Source organism: Citrobacter sp. RHBSTW-00986, assembly GCF_013783065.1.
In the GTDB taxonomy this organism is placed as follows: domain Bacteria; phylum Pseudomonadota; class Gammaproteobacteria; order Enterobacterales; family Enterobacteriaceae; genus Citrobacter; species Citrobacter braakii.
Window position 1 is genome coordinate 44420 of the sequence record NZ_CP056200.1, and the last position, 16991, is coordinate 61410.

The following is a 16991-nucleotide window of genomic DNA, read 5'->3' on the forward strand; positions in this document are numbered from 1 at the left end:
TCGTTACTCAGTCTTTTTTCGCAGCGTTTGCGAAGAAGATATCAGACTGAATGTCTTTAGTGCGGATGGTAAAGAGCTGATTAGTCAGATCTTCCGTCAGCTTCTCGGCATCGGCCATGATGCGCAAGTTGAAGTCATTCAGCATCTTATCTGCGGCAGGTTTATCGGTTTTCGCCATCTTCAGATATTTTGCTTCGACCTCTTTTTGCTCCTTCGCCACTTTATCTTCCCATGCTTTGTAGGCTTTTTTGACGATTGGCGCGAGCTTCGGATAATCGGTCATCGTCAGCGTCTGTAACTTACGGTATTTCCAGTAAATGGACTGATCGTCCGCTTTATCGGTACCCATCGTATAGTTTGCCGGATACGCTTTCAGGCCGCTGTAGTACGGAACAAACGCGGTGAGGTCGGCCATACCCAGACCAATGTAGGTCGTTTCACCAATCTCTTTTGGCAACCACGGACGGACCTGCATCACGTGCGCTTCATAGGTGCGGAAGACGCTAACCGGACGCCATGGCTCTTTGCCGTTCAGACCGTTGGTGTACGGGTCATGGCTGGTGCCTTCGTAATGGTTACGCAGCACGGCCTTCACATCATCCAGCGTCATCTTCTTCTCTGGCGTCATGAAAACCGGGAATTCGCGCCCTTTGGCCATATCCTGATTTACGGAAGGATTGAACTCTTTCTGGATGGTCCATACGCGAGGATCGTTATACGTGCGGTCACGCTCATCATCACGGGTATAGGCTTTGGAGAAGTTGAATTTGCCATCTTTTGCCGGTTCGTAGAGACCTTTTTCGGTCGCAAATTGAATCAGGTTTTTTGACGCCATCATGTCCGGGTTTTTAGGGTCGTAATCCTGTAAGCGGCCCTGATTACCAGTGGCAAAATACTGGTTATTCGGCAGGCGCTGCGCCATCCACTGGTGACCGCTGCCGGTTTCCAGGTACCAGATTTCGTTATCGTCGACGACGGCCACGCCAAAACCTTCCCCAGCGCCGACGGTCTCAACGATATGACCCAGTAGCGCCACGGCTTCACGCGCGGTTTTGCTCTGGGACAACAGAATATCCGGGATATCATCTTCGGTGATCCCTTTATCCTCAACGTAGGGGTCGGCAGCCAGCGCTTTTGCTGAGGCAAAAATAGATTCTGTACCGCTCACGCCAACGCCCAATTCGTTAAATCCGGTCGCGCCGTGCAGTTGGGTTTTCCAGTTTGGAACGGTGGTATAACGCAGAGAGTTTTTGGGTAGCGGCCAGGTAAAGTCATTCGCGCCATTATGTGCTTTGGTGCTGTATACCCCGGTCTGATTCTGCTTGGCCGGATGAATGACAAAATGCTGCGCTTTCAGGGCATCGCTGTCAGCGCTACGGGCTACCAGCATGGAGCCGTCCGCTGATGCTTCATTACCGACCAATAGGGTCGTACAAGCAAAACCTGATGAAACAACGGCCAAATTTATAGAAAGTGCAATCAGGCACTTTTTAAAAGTAAACATTACGTATCCCTCATATGTACGCCAAAAATACACCGGAAACACACCGTTTCCTGAAATGCGATAACGCCTGAACGCTCAGACATTGCTCGCGAGAGAGATAAACGCCCCTGTCCACGTCTTCTCCAAATATCCATCCGTAGGTTGAAGTCTTCTGGGCAAAATAAAACGCCCATTTCGCTTAATTATTGCGCAATGGATATCGTGGTATTCAGGATGTTTCCTGATTCGGGATGAAGAATAGCAATGGGATATGAGTGGATTCAGTGACCCATGTCGCGTAAGTCGATGATGGCAAATATGAATTCTATTGAAGGGGGCGTGCTTTTTGTATCCGGATATGACGTTACCTTTTGCGGCAATACAGTGAGGGGACATTTGAGCTGGCAAAAATCCATGCGCCCTTATACTCCTCCATAACCAGGCTCAGGTTTCGTCCGCTTTGACGGTAAAATCCGGGTAATGTGTTGTTAATATCAGCTTCATCGGCGCTATCAGCGAAGGTTTTGACCACCTGCATTGCCTGTAGCACTCGGGCTTCGTGCTGCCGGGTATAACTGAAATAGATGTTCCTGCTAATGTCTGAGGTATTACGTCCGTACAGTTTTCCGGTAATGGTCGCTAGCCCTGCATCTTTGTACATCCGAAATGAAACCGTACCTGCAAAGCGGTTGCTGCCAATATTCCATTCGACATTTCCAACGCAATTTAGCTGCTTTTCGGCATAGCGTGAATGCCATAGCCATCCGCCTGAGCCGAGCAATGTCGCCACGCCGATTACGATTAAAATAAGGTGGTGTATTTTTTTCATTGCCCGCGCATCCAGTAATAATGGGTAGTACAAAACGCGTACGCATCTACCCGTGCATCTTTATCACAAACAAATGCCACGATCCTCTCCGCTTTACGGTAGCCAGAAAGGAAAACATGCTTGTTGTTTTCACAGAGAGAAGGGTGCAGTTGTATCAGATTGAAATAATTTTCCTGATCGTGATCATTCAGTGAGTAATAAATTTTACAGTTTTGCCGAGATGGGACCTGCATAGAAACAGAAATGAATTTACTAAACGGCATAACAGGACGTGTCTGATACCACACCAGCCAGATAAACAAGGTGGCAATAACGATGCCAGCGCTAAATATAATATTCCACCAGGGGACCCGCGTCGTTTGTTGTGCCGCGGGAGGAATTATCTTTGGGGGCGCGTATTCCTCTATTAGCGGTTGCTGGAAAACTTCACTCTGAGGATGCGTTATCGCCTCTATCTGCGTATTTCCATTTAATCTGAGTCCGCGTCGTGAAATAGTTTTCACCGTATCACGTGGCAGACCCACATCCGCCAGCGCGTTACGTAGCGTCAGAATAGCCTGGTAAAATGTGTTGGTTGTGGTCACATTATTTCTCTCACCCCAACCCACTTTTATCAATGTGTTCTGCGAAACAATGTCACTTGCGTGAGTAATTAAATAGAGAAAGCAAAGCGAAGCTGGGAGCTGAAGTTGTATTGACCGCCCGGTCTGACGATTGACCAGACTTTTGCTGTCAGGATTAAATTCGACCAACTGATTGATAAGGTACAATTGCCCAGCCCTCAGTAACTATAACGTATCACCGCGTGTGCCTACACATACCTTAAATTTTACATCCAAATCGTGAATATGCCTCACTCTTTGTACGTGATCGAAGATAAGAATTTCACTTAAGGATTAAAAACACTTTAAATACAATGTGTTACGTGTGTAAATTCTTAGGTGAGTATTAACTAATGTTAAATAATGAGAATTCATTACAGTTTTATCTGAATTCTCATTATATTTATCAACAGCACTTCAAGGGGGATTGAGTTATCAGGATTGTGTAATTAATAAGAGTCCCTTTCATTGGTTAATTTTTAGCAAATAGTGCTTTTTTAATTTTTATTCTGGGATTTGGATTTATGCATAAAATTCCTAATACCCAGACTGTTATTCTGAGATAAAGCAGAAAAAAGCTTAGCGCAATCGCATTACTTATAGCCTATACATAATAACATATCAGGAGTTTATTACATTTTTTAGGTGTCACTGTTATTAACTGACAAGGAATGTCATACGTGTCGGATTGACACATTTATTTACCAATGAAATATTTATGGAAAAATAACAGGAGTCATTTTTGATGAAGAGATCACCATCACAGAGTGTTCGTTGCATAAGCTGTGAATTATCCTGTCAATTATTTCCGGATACTGTGGTACGCGCCAGCTACTGTCACCGAGCCACTTTTGCGATCTGGCCAGAGGGAAATTGTTTTCTGCAAAAAGGAATTATTGAAAAACTTCTCCTTAATAATCAAAATCATTTGTCGCGTGGGTTTATTTTTGTGGACTTTTCCTTCCCAAACCTGCGCCTGTTCGCCGACCCGCAATGGGTTGACCGGCTGGCCTACAGCGGTATGTATATTGTGTTGATAGCGGACAGGAATCTCGCGCCGTTAGCCAACTACTGGCTGTCGAAAAGCAATAAAATACAAGGGATTATATATTCCGATGATGATGATGAAGTTCAGCATCAGAAAATTCGCCGATTATTTACCGGCCACCTTGCGAACAGTAAACGCGGACGCTCACTCAACTATACAGAAATGATATTACTGAAGCGGTTTGTGTCAGGGAAAAGTATTCAGCAAATTACCAAAATAGATAATATAGATATTAAGAAAATATATGTCTACAAGCTCAGGCTTGAAGATAAATTAGGCCATAGCATTCATCAAATACTGTCGAATATTTTATAACGTATTTTTGATTTTTACTATTTTCACATCTTTGCGATGTGGTGGACGCCCTACGCCCGAAAGCAGGAGGCTATTATGAAAAAACCTAAGCATTACTCACGCATTGCGATAGCGGTATCAACCGCGTTAACGTCAATGGTATTTTCAACCCACGCGGCCTGGATTGATATTGATAGTCTTCCTGCCAGTGGATTGGTGAGCAGTCTTTCGCCGGAGTTGCAGGCTTTATTTCCTGCACAGGCAAATGGCAGTTTCGAAAAAAAAAGCGCTACGCCGAATTATGTTTATCAGTGGAATGCCGGTACCATTCCCGTTTTTGGCCATGGGTTAACGCTGAATGGGCCCGGTGAAGAAGCTTTTGAACACTCTGTTACCGTTATTCAGAACAGCACGACGGGTAGCCCGGGCGTTATTTTCGGTGACGACCTGACGATTCGCACACAGTCAAAGAATGCCACTAATAATGGTAAAGATGTTGACGGTATCCGCACACACGGGGCTAATACGCCGGATAATCCAGTCTTTATTATCACCGGGGATCGCACCAGTATTTATGTGGACGGCCAGGATGGTGATGGTATTAACGCCGGTTACAACGCCTATAATGGTGGGCAGGGTTGGAAAGGCTCGGCCAACATTTACGTCGGCGACGATCTGTATATTCAAACCACCGGTAACCAGGGGCGCGGCATCACGGCAAACGCGATGAGAGACGAAACGCTGGCTAAAAATACGATTATCGTCGGCGACCGGGCACACATTGTGACGACCGGTAGCAGCTCAGAAGGTCTCCGCACCGGGCAGAGCGGGTCCTCAATCCGCCTTGGCAATGACGCCACCATCGAGACGTCGGGTGCTTCCTCGACAGGGATTTATGCCGCCTCATCTTCCAAAACGGAACTGGGCAACAATGCCACGATTACGGTCAACGGCGTCAGCGCACATGCGGTTTATTCCACCAATGCGACCGTGAATCTCGGCGAAAACGCTACGATCAACGTCAACAATTCGGCGAAAGCGGCGTCATACAGCAAAGCGCCACGCGGCCTGTATGCGATTTCACGCGGTACGATAAACCTGGCAGGTGGCTCCGCCATTACCATGGCGGGCAATCACAGCAATGAAAGCTATGCCATCAGTACAGAAACGGGCGGCACTGTTGACGGCTCTGCTGGCGGGCGTTTCCTTATCGACGGCGATCTTCACGCCGCCGGTGCTACTGCCGCAAACAACACCCAGCCGCAGCAAAACAGTACCATCAAACTCAATATGACTGACAACTCGTTGTGGAGTGGGGCGTCATACGTCACCAGCGCCACTGCCGGGACCGGGGTTATCTCGCTGCAAATGAGCGATGCGACCTGGAACATGACCAACAGCTCAACGCTCACTGACCTGACGCTGAACGGCGGGTCAGTGGTGAACTTTGGGCATGCTGACGGCGAACCGTGGCAGACGCTTACTATCAATGAAGATTTTACCGGCAACGGCGGAAAACTCGTTTTCAATACCGTCCTGAATGACGATGCCTCCGAAACCGACAAGCTGAAAGTGCTCGGCAACACCGCGGGTAACGCATTTGTGGCAGTGAACAATATTGGCGGAACCGGGGCGCAAACCGTTGAGGGAATTGAGATCATCGAAGTGGCCGGTAATTCTGACGGTACTTTTGAGAAAGCGGGCCGTATTGTTGCCGGTGCGTACGACTATAACGTGGTGCAAAAGGGCAGCAACTGGTATCTGACGAGCTTTATTCCTGCTCCGCCGGATCCGGAAGAGCCGGACCCCGTCGATCCGGACCCGGTTGACCCTATTGACCCAGATCCCGTTGACCCGGACCCGGTTGACCCTATTGACCCAGGTCCTGTTGACCCAGACCCGGTCGATCCTGTCGACCCGATTATCCCTGAGCCGGAAGAACCTGTTGCGCCCCCTGTCACTGAGCAGCAGTACCGCCCGGAAGCAGGCAGTTATCTGGCGAACAACTACGCTGCTAACACGCTGTTCATGACCCGACTCCACGATCGTCTGGGGGAAACGCAGTACGTCGATATGCTGACGGGCGAGAAAAAAGTCACCAGTCTGTGGATGCGTAACGTCGGGGCACATACCCGCTTCAAAGACGGTAGCGGGCAGTTGAAAACCCAAAGCAACAGCTATGTCTTGCAGTTAGGCGGTGACCTGGCGCAGTGGAGCAGCGACGGCCTCGACCGCTGGCACCTCGGCGCGATGGCTGGTTATGCCAACAGCCAGAACCGCACGCAGTCCAGTCTGACCGGCTACCATTCACGTGGTCAGGTCACTGGTTACAGCGTGGGACTGTACGGCACCTGGTATGCTAATGACGCTGACAAGACCGGCACTTATGTAGACACCTGGATGCTGTACAACTGGTTTGATAACAAGGTGATGGGTCAGGAGCAGGCGACGGAGAAATATAAATCCAGCGGGATCACCGCTTCTGTTGAAGCCGGTTACAGCTTCAAACTGGGTGAAAACGAGCGCAACAGCTATTGGCTGCAACCGAAAGCTCAGGTGGTGTGGATGGACGTGCAGGCCGACAGCCACCGTGAAGCGAACGGTACCCGCGTGAAGGACAACACCGATGGCAACCTGATGACCCGTCTGGGGGTAAAAGCCTTTATCAACGGTCACAACGCCATCGACGACGGTAAATCTCGTGAGTTCCAGCCGTTTGTTGAAGCCAACTGGATCCACAACACGCAGACGACTCGCGTGAAGATGGATGATGTGAGCAACGACATGCGTGGCACCAAGAACATTGGCGAGCTGAAAGTCGGCGTTGAAGGTCAAATCACTCCGCGCCTCAACGTGTGGAGCAACGTGGCCCAACAGGTTGGTGACAAAGGCTACAGCGATACTCGCGGTATGCTGGGCGTGAAATATAACTTCTGACGTAGTTGCAGGTAATGGAAAAGCCGCTGATTAATGGGTCAGCGGCTTTATTTTTTGTGGGGGGGAGGACGGATAAAGATTTCAGCAATCCCCCCACCTGTTGCGCCAAAGCCGTTTTTTTCTGTGGAGTTCCTTAAAGATATAGAAGAATAATTTAAGGAAAATTGTATGTATAAATCATCAGGACTATTTTTTTACTTTCAAAGCAAACTGCTTCGGTGTAATGCCAAAGAACTCTTTAAAGTTACGAATAAAATAAGATGTACTGGTGTAGCCCACTTCATTGGCGATTCTATTAATATGCTTCTCGGTAGTGGTGATGAGTTTTGCTGCCTGATGCATGCGAATATCCAGCACTAGCGTATTAAAATTATTACTCTCTTTCTCCAGCTTTTTACGAATCGATACCTCCGACATATGTAAAATGCTCGCCAGATCTGCCAGCTTCCAAGATTTAGAGAGATCAGCTTCAATGATTGACTTCAGCCGCTCAGTAAAGGTGGTATCCGTTGATACTGACAAGGAATAAACTAACGATTCTATATCCCTCATTTTAGAAAGAAGATAAGTTATTTTATAAACTTGTCGGTGTTGTGGGACATCGCTTCCAGTTAATCGTTTGAAAATTTTTGTATCTGTTTCATCAACAGGACAAGTAAATATTTTACGCCGCATCTGGTTAACGCTTTGCGGATCCAACAGAAGCGGTTCCATCACTTTACAGATACAACTCAATACATCACTGTCAACTTGATAGAGCTCATAGGGAACACCTTTGCCTAACACTTTTAATGTAATATCAATCACGGTGTTTTTTTCGACGTAACAAAGTGATTCAGGGGGAACATTAAAGGACTGCCCATCTTTTGTTTTTATAAGCAGTTGCGCATCCCGCAGATAGATAATCGCACAGTTATAAAAACGGATTTTTTTCAGCACCAACAGATTGTTGTGTGCAAAATTTTCCTTAGCCGGGAAAATAAGGTTACTTAAAGCACTTTGGCTATTCATACAGTCACCCCCATGCTTTGCATGCATATAATTTCATGGGTTATCAGCCATGTAAACTCGGAATTTTTTAATAATAGAAAAAGTGTATAATTCTAATTATTTGTTTTTTAACTATGTATTTTTTTAAAATACAAAGAGTTACCCAGTGGCTTTGGTGAGATAATTAACAATTTTAATATTTTCAATTAGAAATAGTGCGGAAATATGGTAATCACACATTCGGTGCAAGAAAAAAATTCTTAAGCAATATCGGAAGCTTTCGGCTGGATTCAGCCCCCAGTTTGCGTTTAATCGATTGTATTTTATAATAAATACTGCTCTCTTTTAGCTGCGTTAGCGTCGCGATTTCTCCGATTCTCTTCCTCTTAAAAAAATACAGATAGACTATTTTTCGTTCATCATCCGTCAAGCCATTGAACACTGAAGCAGGCGAAGGTGTTCGGCTTGAGAACACACGTAGCTTCTCATTCTGGTATGATACCTGCTTAAAGCAGAGGCAGGTTACCGGGAATTTTTCCATCAAAAAGCAGTAAGATAAGTAATCATCCCTGTCACAAACCAAATAGACTTTTTTATATTTATTCAGTATTTCATGAGCAGAATAAAAATTCCTGTACTCGTAACATTTAATATCTGAATTGTCATTGGCGAGCAATGATAATCCGTAATTGAAAAAAGCATTTTTACTTGCCAATAAAAAAGCAATGGACATAAGAACTCTTCGCTATCAAATGTATTAGACACCTTAACTAAAAGTGACTATAAGGTATGAAAAGTACAAAAACCACCCTAAAAAATAGTCCATTGCGATAAAATTATGTACCACAATTTATAGTGTAAATGGATTTAATTATCACTTGCAATTAATCCATAAAAAAGCCTGAACTATCGATTCAGGCTTTTACTTGCTCAAAATTTAAAATCAAAATGAATAACGAATATTGGCGTTAATTGCCTTATCAATATCGTAATGACCAAACGCCGAACGCTCAACATTAAGACTAATCCTGGTGTTTTCTTTTATTTCAGCATTGACACCGAAATTAAAGTTTACCCGGCTATCTTTACCATTTCTGATGGACGTTTTCCCGGCAAAATCACGAATGACCGTCTTCGCAGGATTAAACAGGTCATACTGATAATGAACGCCCGTCAGCGCGGTCAACTTCCAGTCTTTACCTGTGAAGGTTTTACCGATATCAACGCCGGTACGACCTATCAATGGATTATCCTGCTTACGCTGCATACGGATGTCTGAGCCTGCAGACTGCCAGTCAAACCGGTTTCCTGACACCGAGCCATAAACCAATTCCGTCTGCGGCTGAATAAAGGTTTCGTCAGGTAACGAGAAGCGCCAGCCGGTTTCTGCGCCCAGATACCAGGAATGTGAGCGGTAATCCTGCTCCGGCATTTCGATTTCGCTTGCCGAATAGTGGTTATCGTGGCGGACATATTTACCGATTGCATCCACATACAGCCCGGAGTCAAACATCGCGGAAGCATAGAAACCGATACCGGTTGATTTTGTCTGACCGGACCAGCCATCACCATGGCTGCTATTGTGAGTGAACGTTGCCGTCACACCGGTAAACAGATCACCGCCGTCAAACGCGTGCTTTCTGTCGGCTCCAATCTGCAGATGTGTCCAACTGTTGGAATTGCCCGCCTCAGCGGAACCCGTACCGCTGAAGATTCGCGCCCACGCCCCGGTTTCACCGTGGGTGTTGCGCAGATCGCCCATGCGGTAGTTCAGGTTGTTCATCTCTGTCAGGAAATTTTTAAATCCCGCATTCATAACTGATTTGCTGGCCTGCAGCGCCGCGTTGTCCTGCTGCACGTCAAATCCTTCCAGCCGCCATTGTTTACTGTTTTCGCTCTCCACGATGCCCAATTGCGGCGTGAAGGTATGAATACCCGCGCGCTGTGTCACTGGTTTGAGCGTGAACACATCGGCAGCCGTCGTTTTCGGCGCTGTGACTAACGCTACGGATGACATTCCCTGGCTCACTGAAGCCACAGACGGGACAACAACCAGCGCATTGTTTTTACCGGACAGCGACTGGTTAACCGTTACCGTATCTACCGTTTTTCCATCAGTGTTCATGACGAATTGGCTGTTGCTTGCAGTCAGGGTGTCTACTGTCAGAGAGCCTGGTGAGCCGGCTTTGCTGAAGCGCACTTGCGAACCGTCCAGGTTGAGGGATTTCACCATGGACTGTCCGTCTGCCTGCCAGAGAGTATTCGTCATCGTCGCACCGGCGAGGGGCGCATTCAGGTTGCCACCATAAGCCGTGAACAGATTCTCACTGGCTTCCTCTGCTGTACCAAAATTCAGGCTGGCAGTATCATTCGCCTGAATATTTCCCGTTATTACGCTACCCGTGCCGACATTCAGCGTGGTGCCTTGGCCGTTAAAGCGCCAGCGCTCAGACGAGTACTGTCCGGACAACAGCGAAAGTGTCGATCCCGCACCGGCAGCCACTTCACTGTCAGAAATCAGACCCAAGGTTGCCGTCAGCTTCGCGCCATCCGCCAGCGACAGCGATGAGTGGCTGAAGCTGCTTTTCTGGTTGAGAACGGCATCGGTGGACGCCACCGTCACCGAGCTGTCTGCGCTGTCAATCCCGCCGGTAAAATGCTCATTAATGTTAAGAGTAGAACCGTTATTCAGCTGTACGCGGCCGGTGAAACGGCTCCGATCGGCGTCGTTTGTCGCTTTTGACTGCCCGAATGACGGCGTGGTTTTCACACCGTTACCGTCATTGAGATCGATATAGAGATCTTCACTACCCAGCGTCACGGCAGAATGGTCTGCAAAAAGCGTTGTATTGAGGCTGGCATTCCTCGCCAAACTGAAATCAGTATTGTAAAGATTAAGCTGTTTCAGGCTGAACTGGCGGGTCTCCCAGTCACTTTGGGTAAAGGAAACCGGCTGAGTGAGGACAGAATTGTCGCCAAGCGCCTTCAGCTTATCCGCGACAGCCTGAGTACTGACGGCATGTACAACCGGATGCCCCTGAATAAACAGGCGGCCATTATGTTGGGTGAAGTTTCCCTCCGTGTTCATCCCTCCATCCATGACAAAGTCGTTCTGCGTTCCGGGCGTCACGGTATTTTTAACATCAACATTACCGGTAAAATGGCCATGCCAGATGTTGGCAACCGCCGTCGTGACATCTGGCTTGTTGAAATCCAGGTTGACGGAGGCCTGACTCCCGCTGTTGGTCAGAATCGCCCCATCGTCGGCGCCGTTCAGCTGATGGAAGGTGAGGCTGTTACCGTTGATATCGAGCTTACCGCCGCGATAGCCCCATTTGATATTGTCGGGATTAACCTGTTTGTCATCGCTTAAAACAACGGTTGGGCGACCGCTTACAATACTGACATTATTAAAGGCCTGAACATTACCATCGCTATCCGGCCGTTGTGCCAGGACGACAGTTCCTTCGCCAACATTCAGCCCTCCGGGGTTGATTCCCGTGCCGTTAACTTTTAATGTCCCGACACCAAGTTTGTGCAGGTTATCGCCCTGAACACCATTAACTTGCCAGTCAACGCTATGATCGCCGTTGATAATGATCCCACCACCTTTCCAGGTCTGAGAGTCGAGCGGTTTTACCGTATAATCGTCATCAAAAGTCAGCGTTCCTGCACCCTGGTTAACGGCATGTTCTAATACAACGGTGCCACCGCCCTGGAAGGTGAGATCTTTACCGCTGTTTAATGAGGTTGGCGCTGTAGGGCCGAAATTGCCATGCATTGACCATGAGGCTGCACCCTGGGTTAATGTGCCAACGCCTGTGTTATCATCATATGACCAGCGAATATCTCCCTCATTTTGTTGTGATTTAATGGGAGCATCAGCGTCCTGTTTCATGGTATCAGCCACATCTCCGACAGGGATGATCGTATACCAGTTAGTTTTTCCATTCACACCCGCGTAAGAATTGAGCACGGCAGTGACAACCCATTTATTTTGCTTAGCATCCCAGGCAAAAAGTGGGGAACCACTGTCGCCAGGTGTGCCATAGGTGGAAAGTGGCGTATTTGTTGTATTAGTGACAAAACTCCAGTCCGAAATAAACGGATGATTTACGATCCCCCCGGTTTTATACGAGTATGCCCCTGCCAGCTTAGTCAGTTTACCACTCTCATCTTTTACATATTGCGTTCCCGTACCGACCCGATAGAAAACGGGGAACCGTTCCTGATTCTGATATGTGCCTTTGGCCGTTCCCGCGTCAGTCATATCCAGCGCGCTAACCTCTGTCACAATTTTGTTTAGTCGGGGGGTATGGAAGTCTCGCTTGTGGTTATTTCTGTCAACCAGGGTGTAGGTAGTGTCGTCGTTGTAACCAAACTTCACCTTTTTATAGCCCACATTGTGCTTAACGCTGACGATATATTGTGGCGCAACTAATGTAGCAACCCCAGTCCTGTCATTAGAACTGAAATCTATCATGGGCGCTTTATTTAACGTGGTGACGACATTTCCATTTTTATCATATAGCGGGATGTTTTCTGCATCTGGTTTAAACGAGCCTTTATTTTCAGCGAAATCGCGATATGTTTGATAATTAACCCCACTGCTGACAACAGAAGCATTTGATACAGCAGAAGATAATATCCCCAACATACTCACTAGCAGTACGCTTATTGATACCCGTGGAGTGATGTTCTTCCTTATACCTTCACTGACTACTGAAACGACCACCGCCTCACCTTTACTGTTCTTTTTTATCGCGTATATCTTATTCACGTTTCCCCCAGTCACTATCCGCTTAAATAAATGACATTTAAATGAAAATCAGATCCAGTCAATAAAAAAAAGCGTCTTTTTATTTTTTTATCCTGAAAGAGCATTGTAATGAGGAATTTACTGTCACCTTTTTCTATATTATCAGTTTTATTGAAAATAAAAGAGTTAGTTAGAAAAGTTGAAATAATACAATTAACCGAATCACAAATAAAAAAAACCGATAAAAAAGTAACGATTGCTATTTTGGGGTTTGCCAGAGAGTTTCCAGAACAATATATTCTGTCTCGCTCATTAAGATTGTTATGAGCTTGACTTAAGAATTAAGCCTATTAATGGAGTATAAAATGAAAAAGCTGATTTTAGGTTCGGCAATTGTGGCAGTTCTGGGTGTAGCGTCTAATGCTATGGCTGCGCCAAACACCGGTACTGTAAACTTTACGGGTAGTGTTTCGAGCGCGACTTGTAATATTGATCTTAAAGATTCTACTGGTAGCGATATTTCAACAGTTGATTTAGGGACAATTGCAACAAATGCTACTGCCGGAACAGTCGTAAACTTCAAACTGATCCCTAAAGAACAAGATTGCCTCACTAAGGCTGCTGCGACTATGTCTTGGAGTTCACCAACTTTGAATGCAATGGGTATGAGCAATAGCGTAGCTAATGGTACTAATGCGGTTATGATTCTGACGGCTTCAAATTCTAATGCTAGAGATAAATCTGTTAAACAAGGGAATACCACTTTTGATTATAACGTAACGGGTGGTATCAAGTCATTTGATTATGCTGCTGCACTTGCTAAACCCAATGCAAGCACAGCATTTACTGCGGGTGCCTTCAGCGCAGCTGCTACTTACTCAATTGCTTATAAATAATCGCTGTTAACTCTAAGAAGGGAGCATCGTGCTTTCTTGCCTGCTCCCTATTACTTTTTAAATTTTATGACTGGTGGCAAGAATAAATGAAAAAAGAGATGATTTTGTTTGCAATTATTTTTCATTTAGTTCCAAAATATGCTCTTGCCGAGGGGTTTAATTACAGTTTCATTCATGGTGGAAGCAAACAGATACCTGAGATACTCAATAACATCGATAAGAACGCCTCTGGTAAATATTTCGTCGATATAATATTTAATAAATCAAAAATTGCTACTTCCGTTGAGTTAAATATTAATGAAAAAGATTCTGAATATATTTGCCTGTCAGAAGAATGGCTAGAAAATTCAGGAATTAACATTAACAAAGAATTTTATAAGACTTTTTTTAATGCTAGCCAAGAGTGCTATTATATTGGAAAAGAAAAAAATAGCCAAGTGAAACTGGATCCTTCCTTGCAGGAGTTATCAATCGATATGCCTCAGGCTGGCTTTATAGATTCAAAAAAGGAAGGCGGCACTTGGGATTATGGCAGTACCGGTTTCAAACTCGCCTATGATCTTAATACGTCAAAATCTACTGACCAGGATCGGACAACATACGGTAACATCGAAGGCCAGATCAATATCGGCGAATGGGTCCTGTTGGGTAGGGGATATGCATATCAGGGAGAAAAGTTTGAGAGCAATAACCTGCTGTTAACACATGCGATAAAATCGATTAAATCAGATATTCTTATCGGTAAAACCCAGTCCTACAATACCCTGAACGATGGTTTTACCTTTTATGGCGCGCAGTTAAAGTCTAATCAGGATATGTATCCCTGGGACTCGCAGTCTTATGCTCCGGTCATTAATGGTATTGCCAGAACACATGCCCGTGTCACTGTCGAACAAGGCGGATACACATTAAAGTCGTTCGTGGTTCCACCGGGTCCTTTTGTGATTAACGATCTGACCGGCGTATATTCTGGCGACATTATCTTAAAAATTTATGAAGAGGATGGTTCGGTAAAAGAACAGCGATTCCCCGTCGCCGTGCTGCCAAATTTATTGAAACCCGGAAATTATAATTACAATATCGCGGTGGGGAGTAAAGTTGACCAATACAGTAACAAGCGTGATGATGACAGCTTATTCGCGCAAATCACTTATGATTACGGTTTTGAGCCCTTTACGCTCAATACCTCTGCACTGGTCGATAAAAACTATAACAACATTGGTCTGGGTCTTATCCGCTCTTTCGGCTGGTTTGGCGCCGTGGCAATGAGTGGCAACCTGTCACAGGCAAAATACCATAATGGTAAAGCCATGAACGGCTTTAGCGCATCGGTGAAATATGCCCGCGCCTTAGGGGAAAACGCAAATTTACAGTTGATTGGTTATCGTTTTAACTCAGAAAACTATATTGATTACACGGATTTTAACTATCGCTATTACAGCCTGTTAAACAACAGGCCTAAACAGCGATACGAATCGATTATCACCTATCAGCTTCCGGAAATGAATGTGTTCTTCAACATGTCGGCCTGGAAGGAAGACTATTGGGACAGTTCCAGTGAGGTAGGCGCAAACCTGAATCTCAGTAAGAGCTTTAATAATATTTCTGTCTCTCTGAATGCCGGGTATTCCCGATTGCAGGGGATGGAAAACGATTATAACACCGGTATTTCACTGAGCGTGCCCTTTAGCGTATTTGATAAATCGCACTATAGCTTCTCTGGCATAAATTACGATCGCCGTAATGGTACGAATTTCAATACCGGTGTTTCGGGAAGCATTAATTCTCGCCTGAGTTATAACGCATCCATCAGTCAGTCACGCAACACCACGGGAAGCGCGATTTCAGCTTCTTATCTGTTTGATGAGGTTCAAACCTCGGCCAGCTATTCGCAAATGGGGAGCACGTCCAGCTCTTCCTTCCAGGTTGGCGGAAGTATTATCGGACTGCCAGATGCAGGTATTCTTTTTACGCCAGTGAAAAATGATGAAATTGCCGTTGTACAAATGGAAGATGTTCCAGGCGTCAGATTTAATGGTTCCATGCCTGGCGATAAAAAAGGGCGCGCTGTCATACCGTTAACCGCGTATAACAATAATACCATCACCGTCAATGCGGATAACTTGCCACAGAGCGTTGAGTTAACAGAAAACGCAATCAATGTGACGCCGACGGAAAACGCGATTATCTATAAGAAAGTGAAATACAGAAAAATTAACACGTATATCGTAAAAGTCATCAGCAGTAATGGTTTTGTTATTCCAATGGGAAGCATCGCTAAAAATGCAGAAAATCAGGAAATTGGTTACGTCAACAACGGCGGGATTCTGTTAATGAATCTTGAAGATAAAGATGAAGGGATCATTTCGGTTGGTGATTGCAAATTCGATTCACGATCGCTGCAGAAAGATATGGGTAAAGTACAGGAGATTAAGTGTGGCTAAGAACAATACACTGAGAAAGTTTTTCATTTCTGCATCACTGTTGTTATTTACAGCATCAAGTCATGCGGCGTTTGTCCTTAACAGCACACGTTATGTGTTTGATGAAAAAAGAGAGAATATCTCTGTACAGGTTGATAACCAGTCTACTCAGGAATATGGCGGACAGATATGGATTGAAAACCAGGACCAAAACGACAAGAACGTCTATTTTGTACCCAGCCCCACGTTCTTTAAAGTGGCCGATCAGCACAAACAGATCCTGCGTATCCTGAAAATTAATGATGCGCTACCAAAAGATAAAGAATCGCTTTTCTGGATCAACATCCAGGAGATACCCAAAGCACCAAAAGACGGCGTGAATGCATTATCCATTGCGCTACATACTCAGGTCAAAATGTTTTATCGGCCTGATGCCCTGAAAGAGAAAAGGGAAAACGCCGAACAGAATATTAAAATGATAAGCAGTGAGGGAAATACCGTTCTCTGGAACGACACCCCTTATTATTTTGCCATCATCAGTGTTAAACAAAACGGAACGCCCATTAAAGTTAGCGATGATATTAAAGATAAACTGTCTGTTTTTGCTCCAGGTGAAAAAGTGTCGCTGGGTAAGTTAATTTCCAGTAACAGCCTCAGTATTGTAGCATTTGATGATTATGGCGTTGACAAAGAGTATAAATTAAACAAATCCTGATTCGTGTAAGGTTTT

11 protein-coding genes are annotated in these 16991 nt (G+C 45.5%); 6 read left to right on the forward strand and 5 right to left on the reverse strand.

All coding sequences use genetic code 11. The features are described from left to right. Positions 1 to 7 precede the first annotated feature (7 nt). From HV345_RS00235 to HV345_RS00245, 3 genes are all read right to left on the reverse strand, one after another. A complete protein-coding gene (locus tag HV345_RS00235; RefSeq protein WP_016155025.1) occupies positions 8 to 1504 on the reverse strand; it encodes a C69 family dipeptidase in 1497 nt (498 codons plus the stop codon). A 343-nt stretch (positions 1505 to 1847) separates the two neighbouring features. Then, the gene (locus tag HV345_RS00240) at positions 1848 to 2312 is read right to left on the reverse strand and encodes a hypothetical protein (RefSeq protein ID WP_016155024.1); all 465 of its coding nucleotides are present in this window, start codon (positions 2310 to 2312) and stop codon (positions 1848 to 1850) included. Beyond that, positions 2309 to 3082, reverse strand: a complete 774-nt coding sequence (locus HV345_RS00245; RefSeq protein WP_181636130.1) for a winged helix-turn-helix domain-containing protein — start codon at positions 3080 to 3082, stop codon at positions 2309 to 2311. Before HV345_RS00245 ends, HV345_RS00240 begins: the two co-directional genes overlap by 4 nt. A gap of 577 nt (positions 3083 to 3659) precedes the next feature. Between HV345_RS00245 and HV345_RS00250 the strand changes: the two genes are divergently transcribed. After that, the gene (locus tag HV345_RS00250) at positions 3660 to 4277 is read left to right on the forward strand and encodes a helix-turn-helix transcriptional regulator (protein ID WP_181636131.1); all 618 of its coding nucleotides are present in this window, start codon (positions 3660 to 3662) and stop codon (positions 4275 to 4277) included. Between the two features lie 75 nt (positions 4278 to 4352). Next, positions 4353 to 7193, forward strand: coding sequence for an intestinal colonization autotransporter adhesin MisL (misL, locus tag HV345_RS00255; protein ID WP_181636132.1), 2841 nt, complete (start codon positions 4353 to 4355; stop codon positions 7191 to 7193). Between the two features lie 186 nt (positions 7194 to 7379). Here the strand turns inward: misL and HV345_RS00260 are convergent, their stop codons facing one another. Both HV345_RS00260 and HV345_RS00265 read right to left on the reverse strand, forming a co-directional pair. After that, on the reverse strand, positions 7380 to 8204 hold the full coding sequence (locus HV345_RS00260; protein WP_049282827.1) for an AraC family transcriptional regulator: 825 nt from the start codon (positions 8202 to 8204) through the stop codon (positions 7380 to 7382). 922 nt (positions 8205 to 9126) lie between these two features. Beyond that, the gene (locus HV345_RS00265) at positions 9127 to 12963 is read right to left on the reverse strand and encodes a S6 family peptidase (RefSeq protein WP_181636133.1); all 3837 of its coding nucleotides are present in this window, start codon (positions 12961 to 12963) and stop codon (positions 9127 to 9129) included. A 108-nt stretch (positions 12964 to 13071) separates the two neighbouring features. Between HV345_RS00265 and HV345_RS00270 the strand changes: the two genes are divergently transcribed. From HV345_RS00270 to HV345_RS00285, 4 genes are all read left to right on the forward strand, one after another. Further along, positions 13072 to 13269, forward strand: a complete 198-nt coding sequence (locus tag HV345_RS00270; protein WP_181636134.1) for a hypothetical protein — start codon at positions 13072 to 13074, stop codon at positions 13267 to 13269. A gap of 38 nt (positions 13270 to 13307) precedes the next feature. Further along, positions 13308 to 13838, forward strand: a complete 531-nt coding sequence (locus HV345_RS00275; protein WP_181636135.1) for a fimbrial protein — start codon at positions 13308 to 13310, stop codon at positions 13836 to 13838. Between the two features lie 86 nt (positions 13839 to 13924). After that, positions 13925 to 16282 carry a PefC/AfrB family outer membrane usher protein gene (pefC, locus tag HV345_RS00280; RefSeq protein ID WP_181636136.1) on the forward strand — a complete coding sequence of 786 codons (2358 nt, stop codon included), beginning with the start codon at positions 13925 to 13927 and terminating at the stop codon, positions 16280 to 16282. Next, complete coding sequence (locus tag HV345_RS00285; RefSeq protein WP_153689889.1) at positions 16275 to 16976, forward strand: fimbrial chaperone; 702 nt, start codon at positions 16275 to 16277, stop codon at positions 16974 to 16976. Before pefC ends, HV345_RS00285 begins: the two co-directional genes overlap by 8 nt. Positions 16977 to 16991 lie beyond the last annotated feature (15 nt).